The following is an 18,539-nucleotide window of genomic DNA, read 5'->3' on the forward strand; positions in this document are numbered from 1 at the left end:
ACAAACTATGCGACCAACTTAAAGAGTAGAAATTTAGTACACTATTCCTTTTGCTTTTTCATTCTATATTCATAGCCCCAATCAGCCATTGATTGCATGATAGGTGATAAGGTAAGTCCAAATTCAGTCAAAGTGTATTCTACTCTTGGAGGAATTTCTGCATAGATTTTTCGGTTAATAATTCCATCATCTTCTAACTCTCTCAGTTGAGAAGTGAGCATTGATTGGGTTATTCCTTTTACACTTCGCCTCAATTCTCCAAATCTTGCAGGAGAGGTATGATAAATAGCATTAATTAATATTGCTTTCCATTTTCCACCCAAAACTTTCATTGTTGCTGTTACGGGACAAGACTTTTCATCAAAAATGATTTTTTTTTCTGACTTATCTTCCTTGTTTTCAGCAATAGTACTGTTTTTCATACTTACACGTTTTATATGTCCTACTTTTTTTATTTAACTTAACTATGCATATTTGCAATACAAAAATAAATAAAACTAAACAAAATAGAAAATCAATTACTTCATTTCAATTCTTTTTATCATGACTAACAACTCTCACATCCGCCCTCTTGAAATTCTGCGCTTAGACAGCAGCTCGCGTTATGCCGATTCAGTGTCCCGACATCTGACCGACCACTTAGTCACTCGCTTGTTGCGGGAATATCCTGAGGCCAACGTTACGACCCGAGATTTAGCGGCAGGCTTACCACTCCCAAATGAGGCTTTTGTTGATGGAAGTCTGTATTCCATGCAAAACCCAACTTCAGTCATGCAGGAGGCTATGCAGATTTCTAACGAGATGGTTGCCGAACTTATTACCGCAGACGTAGTGGTGCTTGGCATGCCACTCTACAACTGGACTGTTCCTTCTACTTTTAAATCATACATCGACCATGTCAGCCGTCTCAATACGACCTTTGAATACGTAGACGGTGTTTCGCAAGGTCTACTCCGAGCCCGCAGCGTTTACATCCTGTTTACCAGCGGCGGTACTGGCATAGGCAGCGAAAAGGATTTCGCAACTCCGTATGCAAAGTATTTATGGCAGACATTGGGTATTCAACACGTCCAAATTATTGATGCTTCCGGACTTTTGTTTAATCCTGAAGAGAAAATACGCAATGCCAAGACCCAGATTGATCAGTTGGTGTTACCTGTATTTGAGTGATTTGTCAGCGAATTAAATCCTAAAAGGCATTTTCTTCCTAGAAACCCCATCATTTTCGTGCAAACTTTTAAAAGACTCCGCCGAAACACATAGACAATGCAGAACAGTTAAACTATAAGTAAACTTTACTAATTCTTAACAAACTAAAAAAATAAAAACAAATAAAATTTATAAAAATGGTCAATACTCTAAATTGGTTTGAAATCCCTGCAATAGATTTCGCTAGAGCAAAAACATTTTATGCTACAGTGTTAGATGCTCAAATTCATGAAGACCCTAATATGCAATATGCATATTTACCGTCTGATCCACAGAAAGGCGGATTTGGCGGAGCAATTGCTATCGGTGAGAACTTCGTTCCTTCAATGACTGGCACAACCGTATACTTAGATGGGGGAAACGACCTTTCGATTCCGTTAAGCAGAGTAGAAAGTGCTGGTGGCACAATTATTCTTCCGAAAACTAATATTGGTGAAAACAGAGGTTTTATTGCGCTTTTTATTGATACAGAAGGAAACAAAGTTGGATTCCATTCAATAGGATAAAACAGAATTCTCACTCATCTTTGTAATATAGCTGATAGAAGTGTTGTTCATTGATACTTTTATCAGCTTTGTGCTATATCCATAAAGACATTACTAAACATCAACAACAATATCGACAGACAAAACAATAGCACCAAAGGTTTTGTGGCAGTTAAAATACATTTATAGCACGAAGTTTAGCCCCAATAAAAAACATCAGCAATAATTTACTGATGTTTTTATTAAATTAAGCTAAAAGCTACTCTTGCAAACGATCTTTTAAACCGTGGTCTTCGCTTTCCAGCCAAGAGGTTTTATAAGATGGATCTTCAACTTTCAATGCTTCCTCAGTAATTTTTAATGGTTTGAAAGGATCTACCATTACGGCATATTCTTCGGTAAATTTCTTTCCGATACTTCTTTCCATTGCTCCCGGATGCGGTCCGTGAACAATTCCTCCAGGATGAAGCGTAAAATCCATCAGATCAATATGATTCCGGCTCATAAAATCACCCTCGGTATAAAACAAAACCTCATCAGAATCAATATTTGAGTGATTATAAGGCGCAGGAATTGCCTGCGGATGATAATCGTACATTCTTGCACAGAACGAACAAACTACATAATTGTGTCCTTCAAAATTCTGATGAACCGGAGGCGGCTGATGAATTCTTCCTGTTATCGGTTCAAAATTTTTAATATTGAATTTATACGGATAAAAGTATCCATCCCAGCCTACGACATCAAACGGATGTGTTGCATAGATGAAATCTGTAATCTGATTTTCTTTTTTAACCTTAATCAAAAATTCACCTTTTTCATCTTTTGGTTCAACAAATGTAGGTGCAATAATGTCTCTTTCGCAAAAAGGCGAATGTTCCAGCAGCTGACCAAACTCGTTTCTGTACCTTTTCGGGGTATAAATCGGAGAATGACTTTCCAGAACAAACAATACTGTATCATCAGAATTCAGCTCAACCTGATAAATCGTTCCTCTCGGGATAATCAGGTAATCACCTACAGAAAATTCCAGATTTCCGACAAAAGTTTTCAGAATTCCTGCTCCTTGATGTACAAACAAAAGCTCATCGCATTCTGCGTTTTTATAGAAATAATCCATTGACTTTCCCGGTTTTGACAGTCCCATCTTCAGGTCGTTGTTGACCATCAGAAATTTACGGCTGTCCAAAAAGTCGTCTTCAGGAGTTACATTCATTCCCTTAAACATCCTTGGAGTTACATTCTTCTCAATTGCAATTTTCGGAGCAACATCTTTTGCTTCCCCAATTGATTTGATCTGGGTGGGACGGTGAATATGGTATAAAAGGGAAGAAATTCCGTGAAAACCTTCCGTTCCGAAAAGCTGTTCGTAATAGAATTTGTCTTCTGGTGATTTGAAAATGGTATGTCTTTTTTGAGGGATATTTCCCGACTGATGGTATCTCATTTTACTTGCTATATGTGATTCTCAAATTTAACATTTTTAAATGAAATGAATGAAAACAATTTAAATCACATTTTTTAAGCATCAATTTCTGTAAAATTAATTTTGACAATATTTAGTTTTTATATTCTAAAAATAATTGTTAGCTTTGTCTAACAATTTTAATTTTATGAGGCAAATATTATTTCCATTTATGTTTTTGTCTTTATTTTGTTTCTCTCAGGAAACAGATAGCTTAGCTGCTCAACAATTAAAAAAAACAGATTCGGCTGCAATTCCTAAAAAGAAAGAGCTACATACTAAAGACATTGATGATGTTGTCATTACGGGAACAATAAAACCTGTCAGTAAATCAAAAAGTCCTGTTGCGGTAGAAATTTATTCCCAAAAATTCTTTCAGAAAAATCCGACTCCTAATATTTTCGAAGCCATCTCAATGGTAAATGGTGTGCAGCCACAGCTGAATTGTTCGGTCTGTAGTACTGGAGACATCCACATCAATGGACTCGAAGGACCTTACACGATGATATTAATTGACGGAATGCCCATTGTAAGCTCACTTTCCACCGTTTATGGTTTAAGCGGAATTCCAAACAGTTTAATAGACAGAGTTGAAGTTGTGAAAGGTCCGGCTTCATCTATTTACGGCTCCGAAGCAATGGGCGGAGTCATCAATATCATCACTAAAAATGCTTTGACAGCACCCAAATTAAGCATTGATATAATGACTACAAGCTGGGCAGAAAATAATCTTGATCTGTCTACTAAATTTAATTTGGGTAAAAATACAGCTTCATTACTAAGTCTGAATTATTTTAATTTCACCAAAAGATTTGACGAAAACAATGACAACTTTACAGACGGAGCTTTGCAAAACAGAATTTCGGTTTTTAACAAATGGAATTTTAGAAGAAAAGAAAACCGACAGGCAAGCTTTGCGCTGAGATACTTATATGAAGACCGTTTTGGAGGAGAAATGCAGTGGAACAAATCTTACCGCGGCAGTGACCAAATCTATGGAGAAAGCATTTACACAAATCGTTTTGAAGCTTTTGGTATTTACCAGCTTCCCTTTAAAGAAAATATTATGACGCAGTTTTCATATAATTTTCATGATCAGAATTCATTTTATGGGAACAACTCCTATCTCGCTACACAAAAAACAGCTTTCATTCAGACTTATTGGGATAAAAAAATACAAAATCATGATTTTATTGTGGGACTGACCTACAAAAAAACTTTTTATGATGACAATACACCCGGAACTTTATCTTCGGACGGACTAAATAATGAACCGATGAATTCACCAATTTTTGGCGCTTTCATTCAGGATCAGTGGGAAATCAATGAAAAAAATACGTTGCTTCTCGGGTATAGATTTGATTATGACAAAATACATCAGAGTGTACATTCACCAAGGTTTGCCTGGAAACTTTCACCCAATCCTTTTCATACATTGAGATTTAATTTCGGAACGGGTTTCCGGGTAGTTAACCTGTTTACCGAAGACCATGCTGCTTTGACGGGTTCCAGACAGGTAATAATTCAGTCTGATCTTCAGCCGGAACGATCAGTAAACGGAAATTTGAATTACATGTGGAAAATTCCTGCCGGAAATCAGCTGATCAATCTTGATGCATCGGCTTTTTATACCTATTTCAGCAATAAAATTGTGGGTGATTTTGACTCAGATCCTGAAAAGATTATCTATGACAATCTCAATGGCTACGGTATTTCGAAAGGCGTTTCTCTAAATGCAGATTTTGCCCTGAACTTTCCTTTGAGCATTAATCTGGGAATAACGTATCTTGATGTTTACCAAAAATTTGATGATGAAAGGCAAAAATCGCAGCAGCTTCATGCACCAAAATGGAGCGGAACTTACAGCTTAACGTATAAATTTAAAAATAATCTGACTGTAGATTTTACGGGACAATTGTATGGTCCTATGAGACTGCCGATTTTAGAAAATGATTACAGACCGGAATATTCTCCGTGGTATTCTTTAGCAAATATTCAGGTTTCAAAAAGTTTCAGATCTGGGTTTGAAGTGTATTGCGGAATTAAAAACTTATTCAATTTCACCCCAAAAGACCCTATTATCAGACCGTTTGATCCATTTGACAATCAGATAAACGATCCAATAAACAACCCGAACCGATATACATTTGATACAACTTACGGATTTGCGCCGATGCAGAGAATCAGAGGTTTTTTAGGCGTCAAATATAATTTGAAATAAGTTTTTAATGTAAAGATTCAATTTTGCAGCAAAGAAACTTCAATAACTAAAGTAATTGAGTTTTATTAAAGTTAAAAATATTGCTTTAAATAAGGTATGAAATTAAATATCAGTCAACATGAAATTATCACTCATTATAATGATAACCATTTCAGGATTTTATTTTTCACAGCTAAAAAAACATTCTTTTTCGGAGGTAGAGACTCTTCAAAAGAATAATCCCAAACCTGTAATTATTCACATTTATACCGACTGGTGCTCGGTTTGCAAAATTGAATCATTCAAACTCAATAAGGATAAAGAATTAACTCAGTTTATTAATGATCACTTTTACTTCATCAATTTTGAAGCAGAAAAAACAAAAGAAACAATCAGTTTTCAAGGAAAAGAATTTACATATTTACCCAATGGAAATTCAGGAATTCACGAGCTTGCCATGGCTTTAGCTAAAAACAAAAATCAGCCTGTTTACCCTTTGTGGATTATATTAGATAAAAATCAGAAACTTATTGATTACCATGAAGGATTGCTTACCCCTAAAAATATGGCAGAAAAACTGAAAAAGATTCTGTTACCTTAATTCATAAATTTTGATCCATTTGAATAATGATTCTGAACAATATTCAACTAATTTATTTTAAAAGCACAGCAATAATTGCTACAATTGCGGGCAGCGCCTGAACAAAGAATATCTTTTTTGTCGCAGAAACAGCACCATAAATTCCGGCTACCGCAACACATGCCAAGAAAAATAATGCAATGTTGGTTTGCCATTTCGGATCTTCAATAAAAAATGACCAGATCAATCCGGCAGCCAAAAAACCGTTATACAAACCCTGATTTGCTGCTAAACCTTTTGTTGGTTTAAACAATTCTGCCGGTAACGCTTTTTTAAAAACTTCCTTTCCTTTAGTTTCCCATGCAAACATTTCCATCCAGAGAATATAAAGATGTTCTGCAGCTACAACTGCAATCAGAATTTGGGCGACGATTTCCATTGTTGAGTGTTTTTGAACTGTAAAGCTAAAGAAATAAAATAAATCCGTTTCAAAAAATTTAGAACTTATTATTCAGTTTAAATATGAACCTATTCCTACAGAACAGAAGTAAAAATAGCTTTTCAAAAACTGAAAAGCTATTCCCTAATATAAAATTTAACTGATTTAAAATTATCTTACAGGAACACTGCTGAAATTGAGTGTTACTTTGATATTCATGTCTGAAGAAGTCTGATTCTTCAATTCATAAACCGTTCTTACAGAAAGTCCGGAACTCTTTACAATGCTGTCTAAAAATCCTGTTTCGCTGTTAAGATCTAAGTTTAAACTGGATGAATTGGTAGAAATATCATTTCTTGAAGCAACCAGTCTTTCACTTGTTCCGGTAGAAGAAATGTATACTTTTACTGATTTTAATGCGCTTAAATTTCCTCCTGTAGGAGAAACTACCGAAATTTTTGCATCAGAAATTCTTACATCTTTAATCTGAGCATTATTATTGCCTCCTACCCAAGTCTGCACATTGGAAGCCGTAGAGGTAGACGAAACTTCTTTATTGGCAGGAACTCCCGTTGATATAAGAACATTGGTTGTATACGGAAATGTATTCTGAACAATAGACTGTACTGCACCACAGCTCGTCAAAAAAACCGACGATACAATGGCTATTGAAAATACCTTTTTCATAAGTAGATTTTTAATGATTTAAATTGCGTGGAATTGTTTATGACGATTTATATCGCAAAGACCTATCCCTATTTTTGATTAAAATTCTAGTTACAGAAATTATACCAATTACTCTACCGTTACCGAAAAATCTCCTTCAACTGCTCCTTCAGCCATCAGATTTTTGCCAATGATCAGCCAGACTTCACCTTTATTTTTAATCTGGTAAGAAATTTCTTTTCCAAAGGGACCGTCATAAGTACCGTCAGGTAATTTGATCTGATTGAAGCGAACATTCATATTATTCTTTTGCGGGGAAACGCTTCCATGAATTTCAGGTTTGCTATAATTGGGAATCCTGATCACCAGCTTCTGAATTTTAGCATCAAATTTCTGATCAATGGTACACGGAAGTTTTTCGGCATTAAGAATTTTTACTGTTTCGCCTGCATTTTTTACCTGTTTTGTTTGTAAAGAATCTTCAACAATTGGTTTAGAAACAGAATCTTTCATTTTTAAATCTGTATTGACCACAGAAGTGAGTGAATCTTGTTTTTGTTGAGCTTCTGAACTTTGTTTGCTGCATGAAGCCATCAGTAGAGGAATAATTAAGAGAACTGACTTTTTCATATTGATATAGTTTTTAGTTTAGTGTTTTATAATACAGAATCTGAGAAAGAAAAGAAGCTGACTGATGCTCTTTGACTCTTTCTGAAATTTTATTTTTCAGCGATGTATCATTATGGTCTTCAGCATATTTCAAAAGCTGTTTTTCGCTGAAATTGATGCTGTTCAGATGATAATTTACCGCAAAATCTTTTCTTTTCATATTTTGGGAAGTGATGACACCACCCCAATTAATAAAACTGCATACTAAAATTATTCCATAAAAACTCCAGCTCATTGAATTGAAAAGGAATGCATTGGTTTTTCTATACTGAATCTTGATGAAAGTAAGCGTCAATCCGATCAATGACAAAAGCAGAAAAGCGTACACCCCAAGTCTTTTGTAGGTAAAACCATAATTGCTGATGTATTCTGAATTTTTTAAAATTGCCGAAAAAATCAGAACAACATTGAGCAGCAACCATACTTTGGCAAAGATTTTCAACAATCCCGCTTCAGAATCAAAATTAAAATTAGATTTAAAATAAAACATAATGACCAGAATTGCCATTATGATAGACAAAATCACTGCATTTACTCTCTCATGCGTCTCTTCAGAAAGCTGATTCGGAGTTTTTACTATTTCATAAAACTGCTCATAATTGTAGGTAATGATAAAGAAAATAAGAAGCACATTCAGAGAAATAAGAGAAATAATACCGCTCAATCTTTCAGTGTTCAAATCCAGAAATGAATATGTAGGTTTTGGTGTTTTATGCTTTTCCTGAAAATCATTGCTCAGTAAGCAATTTTGCTTATACAAAAACTTTTCTACCGCAAAATTGAAGTAATTGAACGCAATAAAAAAGCCTAAAGCTCCTAATGCAAAAATCTGAAACAGATTGACATCCAGTTCGACATCTTTGAAAATATTGGCAAAATGACTGCTTCCTACAGAATAAATTCCGAAAAATACGGCTACGAAAATAAAAGGAATCAACACAAAGGCAAAAATCTTCTTCCAAAGGTCTGAAGTATTTTGTTTTGGAAGCCATTCATCAAAACTGATAACCCTGCAAATAAAAGTAAAAACATTTACAACAAATACAGGAAGGAGAAAAAGACTTTTCATCTTTTTGTTTTTAGCTTTAAAAGACAGCAGCAAAAGCGATAAAACCAATGCCAGAAAAGAGGCAAAATCCACAAACCAGGCAAATGCAAGACTTGATAAAATGCTCGTCACAAAAAGCAACAGAAATACTTTGGTATAATTTCTTTTAGGCGTTTTGATTATTGTAAAAACTGAATAGGAAATTCCTAAAATTCCAAGATTAAGACCTATACTTTCGTTATAAAAAAGAATAACGAAAAGTACGGTCGAAATGAATATATAGTGATGTGTTTTCATAAAATTATAGTTAAAATTAAGGTTGAGACTAAAAAGCAACAGGTGCTTCTTTTTGCCTGATAAAATCTTTCAAATGGTCAAAATTCTGCCACAAAAGTTCTTCAAAATTCCAGTGGTGAAAGGTTCTCATATTTCTGCCTTTTTTATAAGCGTTGATGTATGTCTTGAAGTATTCCGGAAAAACAACAGTTCCCAAAGCCAAAACGCCTAAAAGATAAGCACTTCTTTTTCCGTTTCCGAAAAGCAGATACTGCATGGCAATTTCATCCTGAATATTGGTACTGCAATCGGTAATCAGATGATAAACATCGTGATTTTCCATTTTTGGAATCATCCTGAAACCATGCTTTTTGTAAAATTCGCCTAAGGTTCGTCCCAAAGAATCTTGTTTAAAGCTTAGCAGTTGTTCTTCGTTAAACTGCCATTGCCTTTTTTTCTTTTTAAAATATCTCCTGTACTGTTTTTGGGAGTTTTCGTACATGAATATGATAAATTTTGTTCGTAGTTTTTTCATACTATTTGATTTAAATTTTTAATAATATTCAGTAAAATATCTAACTATAATAAGAAACGGGATTAAAAAAGGAATAAGTAATGAGAACCCGAATCCGCTATTGAAAAGGTTAATTCTAAATTCTTCTACATTAGTTTTATTGAAAAATTTATCCGCAAAATAGCCTAAGCTGTAAAAAATATTGGCAATAAACACAAAAGCCAAATATCCCACAGATTGGAAAGCCATAGTAAATATTGTCACTTCAAAACTTTCATCATAAGGAAAAATTAGAAACTCACCTAAAAACCAATATAGATTGAATGAAACAAATCCTGAAAGTAATAATCCAACATTATATTTCGTTCTTCTTTTAAACCACCATTCTCTAATTTGAGATTCTGTGAAATTTATTTCTTTTTTCATTTTTATAACATCATAGTAATTATATAGAGGACAAATAGTATCGGAAAATTGAAAGAAAGTAGAATTGCTGAGTTTATAAATTCAGTTTTATTTTCAGGAAAAACATAATACAAAACAAAAAGAAGTATAATCGAAAAAAGATTTATAATTAAATTGAATGCAGATAAAAACAATAAATCATAAACAAAGTCATCTTGTGTCTTTAAAATTACGAGTATAATAATCAAAATTCCTATTAGCCAACTTACACAGAAATAAACCAATACGATATTATTTACTTTAAATTTTTTCATTCTTTACACAGTTTAAAAACCGTAATTTCCGGACGAACCACAAATCGTACCTGAAAAGAATGTCCCAAAGCACGGTTGATATAGAGCATTCTTCCGTCTTCAAGATCAATCTCGCCTGAAATATATTTCTTGTTTTCCACAGGAAGAATCGGAGTGATCACTCCCGGAATTCTGCATTGTCCACCGTGAGTATGACCACTCAAAATCCAGCCCTGATAATCGTTCCAGACATCTTTATCGCAAACATCGGGATTATGACAGAGTATCAGATTTGCTTTTTCCGGATCATAATCTTTCATGACTTCCATCGGATCAAAATTGGGTGACCATAAATCATCAAAGCCGATAAAATTTAATCCGTGAGATTCTGTCTGCTGATTTTTCAGCATCGTGATACCATTATTTTCTAAAATGCGGCAAATTTCTTCCGAAGAACCGAGATCTTTCCAGTTTTTTCCGTAATCGTGGTTTCCTAAAATTCCGAAAGTTCCCAGCTTTCCGTAAACTGCTTTTTCCATCACTTTCTGCAAACTTTTGTGATCTTCCGGAGTACCGTGATTGACGTAATCACCTGTGTACACCACAAAATCAGGATGAAAGTTTTGAGCTTTTGCGAACGATTCAATCAGAAAATTCCAGTCGAATCTGTTTCCTACATGCAAATCTGAAATCTGCATTAAAATTTTTCCTTCAAGTTCTTTTGGTAAATTTTTAATCGGAAGTTTTCGCTGCACAAATTCTACCCAAAACGGCTCAATCTGCCATGAATAGAGAAAAGGCAAAGCTCCGACTGCAGAAAGCTGCAAAAGTCTTTTTAAGAATTTCTTTCTGGTCATTTTCTTTTTTTAGTTTCCTGCGAATGGGCTTCCAAAGATTCCTACTGCCAATTCTATCCATGTCAAAACAAGAAATACGACAATTATAAGACTTAATAAGATTCTGTAATTTCTGTTTTTTATGAAAGTCCGTATCAAAAAGATTAGACCCGCTGTTCCGAAAAGTAAGACTGCGGCAACAAGGAAATCAAATCCTGACCAGTTCCAGCCATCTACAAAAAGATTTCCTAAAAATGCTGCTGCCAATAAGAGTGCGGGAACAGCAAAAATTGCTAGTGTTGTGTTTCTGTGTGTCATTTTAATATAAATTTTATTATAAAGTACTTTGTATTTCAAAGTTTAAATTTAAAAAAATATCGAAGTTATTTTCCCAGGAGTTTTTCCAAAGCATTCAAATGCTCTGTGAAAGCAGTTCGGCCATTTTGAGTAACCCGATAAGACGTTTTTGGTTTTTTACCTACAAATTCTTTTTTTACTTCGATATAATTTGACTTTTCAAGCGCATTACTGTGGCTTGCCAGATTTCCGTCTGTGATTTCCAACAAACTTTTCATTTCAGAAAAATCAACCCAATCATTCACCATAAGAACGGACATTATGCCCAATCTTACACGGCTTTCGAATTCTTTATTGAGTTTTGAAATGTTGATCATTGATATTAAATTTGCTTGAGACTAATTATTTTTCTTCTTAAAAAATACATTTCCAAATTTTTTAGATTTAAAAACGTAATAAAAATTCCACTTATTTCTTACTAATAAAGGTTCATTATCTACTATTTGATGCTCTGGTTTTACATTACTTAATCTTAAATGCGGACTAGCGTAGCCTTCAATAAATTCTACATTTCCTGTGTGCTTTCTATTAATTTTTCCATCATCATAATATTCATAAAAATAAAATGTTCCACTTTCTTTAATTTCAAAACTAAAATGTTGAAATTGCCAATCAGCATTCTTTCCTCTGAACATATCTTTATCAACTTCGTATATTCCGTAAATATCTTCTTTATCAACAGTAGTTGGACTATTAATAAAACCGACTACAAGCAAACTCACAAATGATAAAATAAAAAACAACCAATATCCTATAAATAATTTTTTAAAGACTTTATTTTTAGTTCCATAATATAATAAAAGGAAGATGAGAGAAATCCCACATATCATAACAAAAAATATGAACTGAATGAGCATCATTACTTATACTTCATATGCATAATCCATCCATACACAATATGCAGCACACCAAAACCGATTGTCCAGGCTACTAAACCCCAACCAAGAAACATAAATGAAAGTAATCCTAAGATTATCTGACAATATCCTAAATATTTTATATCCGTTAAAGTATATCTTTCTGCACTCACCAAAGCAAGTCCATAAAAAATTAAAGTTGCCGGAGCCACCAAAACGAACAAATGATGATACAGAAGCAACAGACAAAACAATCCTCCGGTTACTAAAGGCACTGCAAATGTTACCAATAATCTTCTTGTGGTAGCATCCCAGATTTTAAGTCCTTTCTTTTTGCTTTTGCTTGCAGTAAAAAAATATCCGCACAAAACAGCAACAACCAAAATCACAAATCCCGTCATCACCAATTCTTTTACCAGTTCTTTTCCAAAAATATTTCTGTCGCCTTCAAAATAGTCAATTCCTTCCCGCTGAAAAGCAAAGTAAACATATACTGCGCCAATGATCGCAGCAAGTCCTGCAAAAACTCCGGATAATCCGCTTAATGAAATAAACCTTGAAGATCGCTCCATCATAGAACGAATGTGTGATAAGTCTTCGTGAAAGTTTTTTGATTCCATATAAAAGAACTTTGAATTACAAAGTTATTAATTTTATTGAATTTTCCAAATATTTATTTTAAAATAAAAAAAGACTGAAGAATTTTTCAGTCTTTGATTAATATTAAAGTTAGTTTATTTGCTCCATTTGGCTACTTTACCTACAGTAAGTCCCTGAATAAGAATACTGAACAAAACAGTACAATAGGTAGCAACCAGCAAAACTTCTTTAGAAGAATTGTGAGGAAGTGATAATACCAATGCAAGGGAAAGCCCGCCCCGAAGTCCGCCCCAGGAAATAATTCTTGCGTCTACTCTATTCAGATTAAAAAATTTAGGAAAGATACTTAATGGAAGATACACTAAAAATGCACGGGTAAAAAGAATTATAAGCACTGATACAATGCCCAGAATTACATATTCAATCTTAAAATCAACTTCAATAAGGACGAATGCAATAAGAATAAAAAGCAATGCATTGAGAACCACATCTACCAGTTCCCAAAATTTATTGACATATTCCTGGGTAGTATCACTCATTGAGAGACTCGTCCGGAAATTTCCGACCATCAACCCCATTACAACCATAGACAAGGCTCCCGAGATATGAAAATGATTGGCAAGATAATATCCTCCCATAACAAAAGCAAGGGTAATCAGGATTTCTGTTTCATAATGATCTACAGCTTTCAGCAGCAAATGAAGGAAATACCCATACACAAGACCAAGCAAAATTCCACCTACGGCTTCCTGCATAAAAAGCAGACCAAAATGCCCCAAATCAAATTCTCCTACACGGAGCGTATCCAGCAATGCAATAAACAACACCACCCCGATTCCGTCATTAAACAAACTTTCTCCCACGATTACAGATTCCGTTTTCTTGGGAACTCCTGCCTGTTTTAAAATTCCAAGGACCGCAATCGGATCGGTAGGTGAAATTAAAGCTCCAAAAATAAGACAGTACACAAAACTGATATCAATTCCCAATAAGCCGGCAATAAAATAAAAAAGACCGGCAATAATAACTGTAGAAAGAATTACTCCGCCCAAAGCAAAGCTTGCAATAGGCTTAATCTGAGAACGCAGATTGCCCCAATTCGTATGGAGTGCACCTGCAAAAAGTAAAAAACCGAGAAAAACATCAATAATCAGCCTGTCCAGGTGTGAGTTTTCCAGATATTTTTCCAGCCCTTTTACATCAATATCAATCCATAATTGGGAAGTAAGTACGATAACAGATAAAGCTGTTGACAGAAAAAATAATCCTATCACAAAAGGCAGCTTCAGAAACTTCTGATTAATAAAAGCAAATCCTGCTGAAAGACATATCAGCAAAATGAAAATTTCGTAAGAACCCATTTTAGTTTATTTTTTTAAATATAGTCAAGTTTTTATAAAAAAACCGTTGACGATTTTACAACGGTTTTTCAAGGAAATCAAAAGAAAGAATATCTATTTAGCCCTTAATTTTTCTTTAATTGCCTCAATATTTTTCTTTGCAGATTCTTCAAGAATCAGGCTTGCGCTCATGTGAATTCTTGCCGGCATCAATTCATCAAAATGTTCAGTTCCTTCCCACGAAACTTTTTTAATTAAAGCCAGAGCCTCTTTGCTTCTCGAAGATAATTTTTCTAAAAATTTTTCCAACTGAGAATCCATTTCTGCAATCGTAGGTGAAACGGAATGATAAATATTATGCTGTTCTGCCCATTCTGCAGATCTGAAATCTGCATCAATTGCCATTGCCGAAAATTGTGATTTTCCTATTTTTCGTTCAACATACGGTCCTATCACAAATGGTCCGATTCCTAAATTGATTTCCGTTAACGCTAAGGCAGAATCGGTAGTCGCAAAACAGTAGTCCGCTCCACAAGCCAGACCCACTCCACCACCTGTAGTTTTTCCCTGAACTCTCACCACAACAATTTTCCCGCAGTTCCTCATTGCATTCAGAACTTTTGCAAAGCCACCGAAAAACCGAGTTGATTTTTCCAGTTCCTCAATTTCCAAAAGCTCATCAAAACTGGCACCTGCACAGAAAGCTTTTTCACCTTCGCTTTTTATTAAAATTGCTTTCACCTCATCTTTAGCGCCTTCATCAAGTATGGTCTGCGCCAATTTTTCGAGGATTGCTCCCGGAAGGGAATTACTTTTTGCTGTTCCGAATGTTATTTCGGCAATATTATTTTTAATTTCAGATGTTACAAAATCGCTCATTTTTACAATTTAAGGTGGATTTTTACAAAAATACTAATAACAGAGTTTTTAGAAAAATAAAAGTGAAAATATGATTCAAAAATAAATCAACCGTTACTCTTCAAAGCCAAAATATATTTGTCGATGTACATTTCTTTCTCCTTAGATTTGTATTGCTGAATATATCTGGGATGTTCCAAAACGGTCATTTTACTAAAAAGATTTGCTTCCTGATTTAATTTTGAAATAAAATCTGCGTTCTTTTTTCCTAAAATAAAAACTTCCGAAGTTTGGAGATTTAAGCTTAAATGTTTTTGTAATGAGCTGATCATAAATTCTTTCACATCATTAAACAAACCTTTATCGTCATAATAATTGGCATTGATCCAACTGCCTTTCGATTTCCTGACAATTGCTAAAGGAAACGGCGAATTGATGTAAACCTCTTTATAAAATTCTTCCACTCCGCCATATTGTTCAATCATATCATACATGAAAACCGAAGAAACTTCATGAGTCCGGGCAGATTTCATCTGAATTCCGCAGACGCTTTCCAATCGTTTGGTATCCGTAAACGGAACTCCTGTAACTCCTGCTCCATGACGACTCGGATTAATTCCTATTAAAAATTTTCTTTGATTGGAATCGTTGTAAAACTTTTGATAAAATTTCTCCATGACGAGCAGCGTTTCAGGATTATCAAGATATGGATTAAGCACCTGAAAATCTTCGGGAAGTTTTCCGGAATATTGTAATTTTTTATTGAATTCAATTACTTGCTGAGCAAAAGTTTTCATAAAATAAATATAATGATTTAACAGATGTATTTTTATGATTGTAGAATTTAAAATAAAAAACAGCGCAACAAAATTGTTACACTGTTATATCGGTACATTGATTATTTGAATTTTAAATCAATCCAAACTGCTCAAAATGATGCGTAAAATGCTTCCTATGCATCAGTTCCCACATTTCCTTATTCAGTTTTCCGAATACGAAATTCATGTGTTCTGCCTGTGGATTTTCTTTGTAATAAATTACAAATCTTTTTAAATTATCAATGAAAGACTGTTTTGCAGCTTCAAGATTTTTATGTTTTAACTCTAATAGTTTTTCATCATCCGCCAAAAACGGTGCAGGGAAATCTTTCGGCATTTTTCTGTGGTTATATAAAGAATCCTGCCATTTTTCTAACTGTTCTTCAGGAGTGAAGCACTTATCAGCTTCCGGTTCGCCAAGACTTACCAAAACCCCGTGCTCCAGATGTTCTATCATTTGCTGAGGAGACATTTTTCCCCAGTTTGGCTGAGTAGAATCTGTTAATCCATTCAGTATTTTCTGAATATTTTTTAAGTTTAAGTCAATAAAAGGAGACTGTTTTGCCACCAACGTTAAAATAGTTGCCACACAAACGATCTCGTCTCTTTGATTTACGACCTCAACTAACCATTTCACAACACCTGAAGGAATATTTCTGCCTTTTACGCCTCTGTTGATTTTTTCTTTCGCCGTTAAATACACCGTAATCGTATCTCCTGCATAAACCGGCTTGAAGAACGAACAGTTTTCCAGTCCGTAATTTGCAATAACGGGACCTTTTTTTCCTGAAACAAACAATCCTGCCGCTGCAGAAAGGATGAAATATCCGTGAGCAACGGTTTTATCGAAAATAGTTCCGCTTAAACTTGTAGCATCTGTGTGAGCATAAAAATGATCCCAAGAAACATTGGAGAAATTTACAATATCTGCATCAGTAACCGTTCTTCCTGCGGTTTCCAGAGAATCTCCGACCTCAACTTCCTCAAAATATTTCTGGAACGGATGTTTATCTGAATATTTTTTCTCCGCACCTTGCTGATATACTTTTGTGATCGCCGTTAAAATATCCGGAGAACCCTGAATTGCCGTTTTCTGAAGGAAGAAATGAAGACCATTTAATCCGCCCATTTCTTCACCGCCTCCTGCTCTTCCCGGACCGCCGTGCATTAAAGTAGGAAGCGGAGAACCGTGACCTGTACTTTCTTTCGCATTATCTCTATTTAAAACAAAAATTCTTCCGTGTTGAGAAGCCATTTTCCATGAAGTTTCTGCAACAAATTTCTCATCGTGAGAAATAATGGAGCCTACCAAACTTCCTTTTCCTCTTTTCGCCAACGCTGCAGCTTCTTCCGCATCTTTGTAAGGCATCAACGTAGAAACCGGACCGAAAGCTTCGACATCGTGAGAGATGTTTTTTTCGAAAGGTTTATCATTCAGGAACAATTTAGGACTCATAAATGCTCCGTTTTCGTAATCGGCATCTACCAATTCATGCTTTCCGTCGTAAATTAGCTCTGTTTCAGCTTTTAATAAATTGACTTTTCTTACGACTTCATCATACTGCTGCTTTCCGACCAAAGATCCCATTCTTGTTTCCCTGTTCAGTGGATTTCCGATTTTAGTCTGGTCTAAAGCTTTAGATAAAGCATTCTGAACATCTCCAATTAAATTTTCAGGAACAATAATTCTACGGATTGCCGTACATTTTTGTCCTGCTTTTGTCGTCATTTCGTTACGGACTTCTTTGATGAATAAATCAAATTCCGGAGTTCCCGGTTTTGCATCCAATCCAAGAATAGAACAGTTCAAAGAATCTGCTTCCATGTTGAAACGAACGGCATTTCCTGCAACTGATGGTAAGGATTTTAATTTTCTACCTGTTGTTGCAGAACCTGTAAACAAAACAGAATCTCCATCCTGAACATAATCCAGAATATTTCCCGGTTCACCACAAACCAGCTGAACAGCACCTTCCGGAAGAATGCCGCTTTCAATCATATCCTGAAAAACTGCATTCGTTAAATATGAACCATAAGGCGAAGGCTTCACAATACTTGGAACACCCGCCAATAAAGAAGTGGATAATTTTTCCAACATTCCCCAAACCGGAAAGTTGTAAGCGTTGATTTGTACTGAAACACCTTCACTTGGTGTTAAAATGTGAGTTCCCAAAAAAGTTCCGTTTGCCGAAATTTTCTGAGTATCTCCATCCACCCAAAAGGGTGTATTTGGAAGCATTCTTTTTGCTAAACCTGAATACGTGAAGAATGTACCAAAACCTCCTTCAATATCTACCCAGGAATCAACGTGAGTTGCTCCTGTTTTATACGATAGTTCGTAATATTTTTTCTTTCTTTCAAGGAGATAAAGTGCTACTTTTTTCAGCATTTCACCACGATCGTAGAACGTCATGGATGAAAGGTTTTTGTAACCTACTGTTCTTCCGTAATCCAAAGCCTGCTCAAAACTCAGACCTTCCGTGTCAGAAATAGCAACCTGTTCTCCATTAACAGCGTTGTATAAAGGAATTCCGTTTCCGTTTCCTTCGATCCATTCGCCGTAGATATAGTTTTTTAACTTTTCCATATGATATTTAATTTAACGATGTATCAATCTTTTACAC

21 protein-coding genes are annotated in these 18,539 nt (G+C 34.9%); 4 read left to right on the forward strand and 17 right to left on the reverse strand.

The window, feature by feature from the left end; all coding sequences use genetic code 11:
- Positions 1-41: 41 nt before the first annotated feature.
- On the reverse strand, positions 42-422 hold the full coding sequence (locus AC0NBN_RS05595) for a winged helix-turn-helix transcriptional regulator (RefSeq protein WP_160813843.1): 381 nt from the start codon (positions 420-422) through the stop codon (positions 42-44).
- A 121-nt stretch (positions 423-543) separates the two neighbouring features.
- On the opposite strand from AC0NBN_RS05595, the gene AC0NBN_RS05600 reads away from it, so the two are divergent.
- Complete coding sequence (locus AC0NBN_RS05600; protein WP_160813842.1) at positions 544-1,170, forward strand: NAD(P)H-dependent oxidoreductase; 627 nt, start codon at positions 544-546, stop codon at positions 1,168-1,170.
- A gap of 176 nt (positions 1,171-1,346) precedes the next feature.
- Positions 1,347-1,715 (forward strand): VOC family protein, encoded by a 369-nt coding sequence (locus tag AC0NBN_RS05605; RefSeq protein WP_160813841.1) that lies wholly within the window; start codon positions 1,347-1,349, stop codon positions 1,713-1,715.
- A 238-nt stretch (positions 1,716-1,953) separates the two neighbouring features.
- Here the strand turns inward: AC0NBN_RS05605 and AC0NBN_RS05610 are convergent, their stop codons facing one another.
- A complete protein-coding gene (locus AC0NBN_RS05610; protein WP_160813840.1) occupies positions 1,954-3,141 on the reverse strand; it encodes a homogentisate 1,2-dioxygenase in 1,188 nt (395 codons plus the stop codon).
- Between the two features lie 166 nt (positions 3,142-3,307).
- Here AC0NBN_RS05610 and AC0NBN_RS05615 point away from each other — a divergent pair, with 166 nt between their 5' ends.
- Together AC0NBN_RS05615 and AC0NBN_RS05620 are read left to right on the forward strand one after the other, a co-directional pair.
- A complete protein-coding gene (locus AC0NBN_RS05615; RefSeq protein WP_160813839.1) occupies positions 3,308-5,380 on the forward strand; it encodes a TonB-dependent receptor domain-containing protein in 2,073 nt (690 codons plus the stop codon).
- 118 nt (positions 5,381-5,498) lie between these two features.
- A complete protein-coding gene (locus tag AC0NBN_RS05620) occupies positions 5,499-5,960 on the forward strand; it encodes a thioredoxin fold domain-containing protein (protein ID WP_160813838.1) in 462 nt (153 codons plus the stop codon).
- A gap of 52 nt (positions 5,961-6,012) precedes the next feature.
- On the opposite strand, the gene AC0NBN_RS05625 is transcribed toward AC0NBN_RS05620, so the two are convergent.
- From AC0NBN_RS05625 to paaZ, 15 genes are all read right to left on the reverse strand, one after another.
- Positions 6,013-6,378: a DUF1304 domain-containing protein gene (locus AC0NBN_RS05625; RefSeq protein WP_160813837.1), complete on the reverse strand. Its 366-nt coding sequence runs from the start codon at positions 6,376-6,378 to the stop codon at positions 6,013-6,015.
- 171 nt (positions 6,379-6,549) lie between these two features.
- Positions 6,550-7,065: a hypothetical protein gene (locus tag AC0NBN_RS05630; RefSeq protein ID WP_143884183.1), complete on the reverse strand. Its 516-nt coding sequence runs from the start codon at positions 7,063-7,065 to the stop codon at positions 6,550-6,552.
- A gap of 108 nt (positions 7,066-7,173) precedes the next feature.
- A complete protein-coding gene (locus AC0NBN_RS05635) occupies positions 7,174-7,674 on the reverse strand; it encodes a hypothetical protein (protein WP_160813836.1) in 501 nt (166 codons plus the stop codon).
- Between the two features lie 13 nt (positions 7,675-7,687).
- Complete coding sequence (locus AC0NBN_RS05640; protein ID WP_160813835.1) at positions 7,688-9,058, reverse strand: DUF4153 domain-containing protein; 1,371 nt, start codon at positions 9,056-9,058, stop codon at positions 7,688-7,690.
- 28 nt (positions 9,059-9,086) lie between these two features.
- The gene (locus AC0NBN_RS05645; protein ID WP_160813834.1) at positions 9,087-9,572 is read right to left on the reverse strand and encodes a Coq4 family protein; all 486 of its coding nucleotides are present in this window, start codon (positions 9,570-9,572) and stop codon (positions 9,087-9,089) included.
- 18 nt (positions 9,573-9,590) lie between these two features.
- Entirely contained in the window at positions 9,591-9,977 is a 387-nt protein-coding gene (locus AC0NBN_RS05650; protein WP_160813833.1) for a hypothetical protein, read from the reverse strand.
- 289 nt (positions 9,978-10,266) lie between these two features.
- Positions 10,267-11,106, reverse strand: a complete 840-nt coding sequence (locus AC0NBN_RS05655; RefSeq protein WP_160813832.1) for a metallophosphoesterase — start codon at positions 11,104-11,106, stop codon at positions 10,267-10,269.
- A 9-nt stretch (positions 11,107-11,115) separates the two neighbouring features.
- Positions 11,116-11,403, reverse strand: a complete 288-nt coding sequence (locus tag AC0NBN_RS05660; RefSeq protein WP_160813831.1) for a hypothetical protein — start codon at positions 11,401-11,403, stop codon at positions 11,116-11,118.
- 65 nt (positions 11,404-11,468) lie between these two features.
- Positions 11,469-11,759, reverse strand: a complete 291-nt coding sequence (locus AC0NBN_RS05665) for a winged helix-turn-helix domain-containing protein (protein WP_143884188.1) — start codon at positions 11,757-11,759, stop codon at positions 11,469-11,471.
- Positions 11,760-11,780: 21 nt separating this feature from the next.
- Positions 11,781-12,302, reverse strand: coding sequence for a hypothetical protein (locus AC0NBN_RS05670; RefSeq protein ID WP_143884189.1), 522 nt, complete (start codon positions 12,300-12,302; stop codon positions 11,781-11,783).
- A complete protein-coding gene (locus AC0NBN_RS05675; protein WP_160813830.1) occupies positions 12,302-12,919 on the reverse strand; it encodes an ABC transporter permease family protein in 618 nt (205 codons plus the stop codon). Before AC0NBN_RS05675 ends, AC0NBN_RS05670 begins: the two co-directional genes overlap by 1 nt.
- Positions 12,920-13,033: 114 nt before the next feature.
- Entirely contained in the window at positions 13,034-14,260 is a 1,227-nt protein-coding gene (locus tag AC0NBN_RS05680; RefSeq protein ID WP_143884191.1) for a cation:proton antiporter, read from the reverse strand.
- 93 nt (positions 14,261-14,353) lie between these two features.
- A complete protein-coding gene (locus tag AC0NBN_RS05685; RefSeq protein ID WP_160813829.1) occupies positions 14,354-15,118 on the reverse strand; it encodes an enoyl-CoA hydratase/isomerase family protein in 765 nt (254 codons plus the stop codon).
- An 86-nt stretch (positions 15,119-15,204) separates the two neighbouring features.
- Positions 15,205-15,894 carry an SMUG2 DNA glycosylase family protein gene (locus AC0NBN_RS05690; RefSeq protein WP_160813828.1) on the reverse strand — a complete coding sequence of 230 codons (690 nt, stop codon included), beginning with the start codon at positions 15,892-15,894 and terminating at the stop codon, positions 15,205-15,207.
- 112 nt (positions 15,895-16,006) lie between these two features.
- Complete coding sequence (gene paaZ, locus AC0NBN_RS05695) at positions 16,007-18,502, reverse strand: phenylacetic acid degradation bifunctional protein PaaZ (RefSeq protein WP_160813827.1); 2,496 nt, start codon at positions 18,500-18,502, stop codon at positions 16,007-16,009.
- Positions 18,503-18,539: the final 37 nt, after the last annotated feature.

It is taken from the genome of Chryseobacterium sp. L12 (genome assembly GCF_056133985.1).

Bases quoted from the DNA above. Each gene is read 5' to 3' on its own strand.
- AC0NBN_RS05605 (WP_160813841.1), top strand. From the start codon at position 1,347: ATGGTCAATACTCTAAATTGGTTTGAAATCCCTGCAATAGATTTCGCT.
- AC0NBN_RS05620 (WP_160813838.1), top strand. From the start codon at position 5,499: ATGAAATTATCACTCATTATAATGATAACCATTTCAGGATTTTATTTT.
- AC0NBN_RS05650 (WP_160813833.1), bottom strand. From the start codon at position 9,977: ATGAAAAAAGAAATAAATTTCACAGAATCTCAAATTAGAGAATGGTGG.
- AC0NBN_RS05615 (WP_160813839.1), top strand. From the start codon at position 3,308: ATGAGGCAAATATTATTTCCATTTATGTTTTTGTCTTTATTTTGTTTC.
- AC0NBN_RS05600 (WP_160813842.1), top strand. From the start codon at position 544: ATGACTAACAACTCTCACATCCGCCCTCTTGAAATTCTGCGCTTAGAC.
- AC0NBN_RS05690 (WP_160813828.1), bottom strand. From the start codon at position 15,894: ATGAAAACTTTTGCTCAGCAAGTAATTGAATTCAATAAAAAATTACAA.
- AC0NBN_RS05630 (WP_143884183.1), bottom strand. From the start codon at position 7,065: ATGAAAAAGGTATTTTCAATAGCCATTGTATCGTCGGTTTTTTTGACG.
- AC0NBN_RS05625 (WP_160813837.1), bottom strand. From the start codon at position 6,378: ATGGAAATCGTCGCCCAAATTCTGATTGCAGTTGTAGCTGCAGAACAT.
- AC0NBN_RS05665 (WP_143884188.1), bottom strand. From the start codon at position 11,759: ATGATCAACATTTCAAAACTCAATAAAGAATTCGAAAGCCGTGTAAGA.
- AC0NBN_RS05655 (WP_160813832.1), bottom strand. From the start codon at position 11,106: ATGACCAGAAAGAAATTCTTAAAAAGACTTTTGCAGCTTTCTGCAGTC.
- AC0NBN_RS05660 (WP_160813831.1), bottom strand. From the start codon at position 11,403: ATGACACACAGAAACACAACACTAGCAATTTTTGCTGTTCCCGCACTC.
- AC0NBN_RS05685 (WP_160813829.1), bottom strand. From the start codon at position 15,118: ATGAGCGATTTTGTAACATCTGAAATTAAAAATAATATTGCCGAAATA.
- AC0NBN_RS05645 (WP_160813834.1), bottom strand. From the start codon at position 9,572: ATGAAAAAACTACGAACAAAATTTATCATATTCATGTACGAAAACTCC.
- AC0NBN_RS05610 (WP_160813840.1), bottom strand. From the start codon at position 3,141: ATGAGATACCATCAGTCGGGAAATATCCCTCAAAAAAGACATACCATT.
- AC0NBN_RS05595 (WP_160813843.1), bottom strand. From the start codon at position 422: ATGAAAAACAGTACTATTGCTGAAAACAAGGAAGATAAGTCAGAAAAA.
- AC0NBN_RS05675 (WP_160813830.1), bottom strand. From the start codon at position 12,919: ATGGAATCAAAAAACTTTCACGAAGACTTATCACACATTCGTTCTATG.
- AC0NBN_RS05670 (WP_143884189.1), bottom strand. From the start codon at position 12,302: ATGATGCTCATTCAGTTCATATTTTTTGTTATGATATGTGGGATTTCT.
- AC0NBN_RS05680 (WP_143884191.1), bottom strand. From the start codon at position 14,260: ATGGGTTCTTACGAAATTTTCATTTTGCTGATATGTCTTTCAGCAGGA.
- AC0NBN_RS05640 (WP_160813835.1), bottom strand. From the start codon at position 9,058: ATGAAAACACATCACTATATATTCATTTCGACCGTACTTTTCGTTATT.
- AC0NBN_RS05635 (WP_160813836.1), bottom strand. From the start codon at position 7,674: ATGAAAAAGTCAGTTCTCTTAATTATTCCTCTACTGATGGCTTCATGC.
- paaZ (WP_160813827.1), bottom strand. From the start codon at position 18,502: ATGGAAAAGTTAAAAAACTATATCTACGGCGAATGGATCGAAGGAAAC.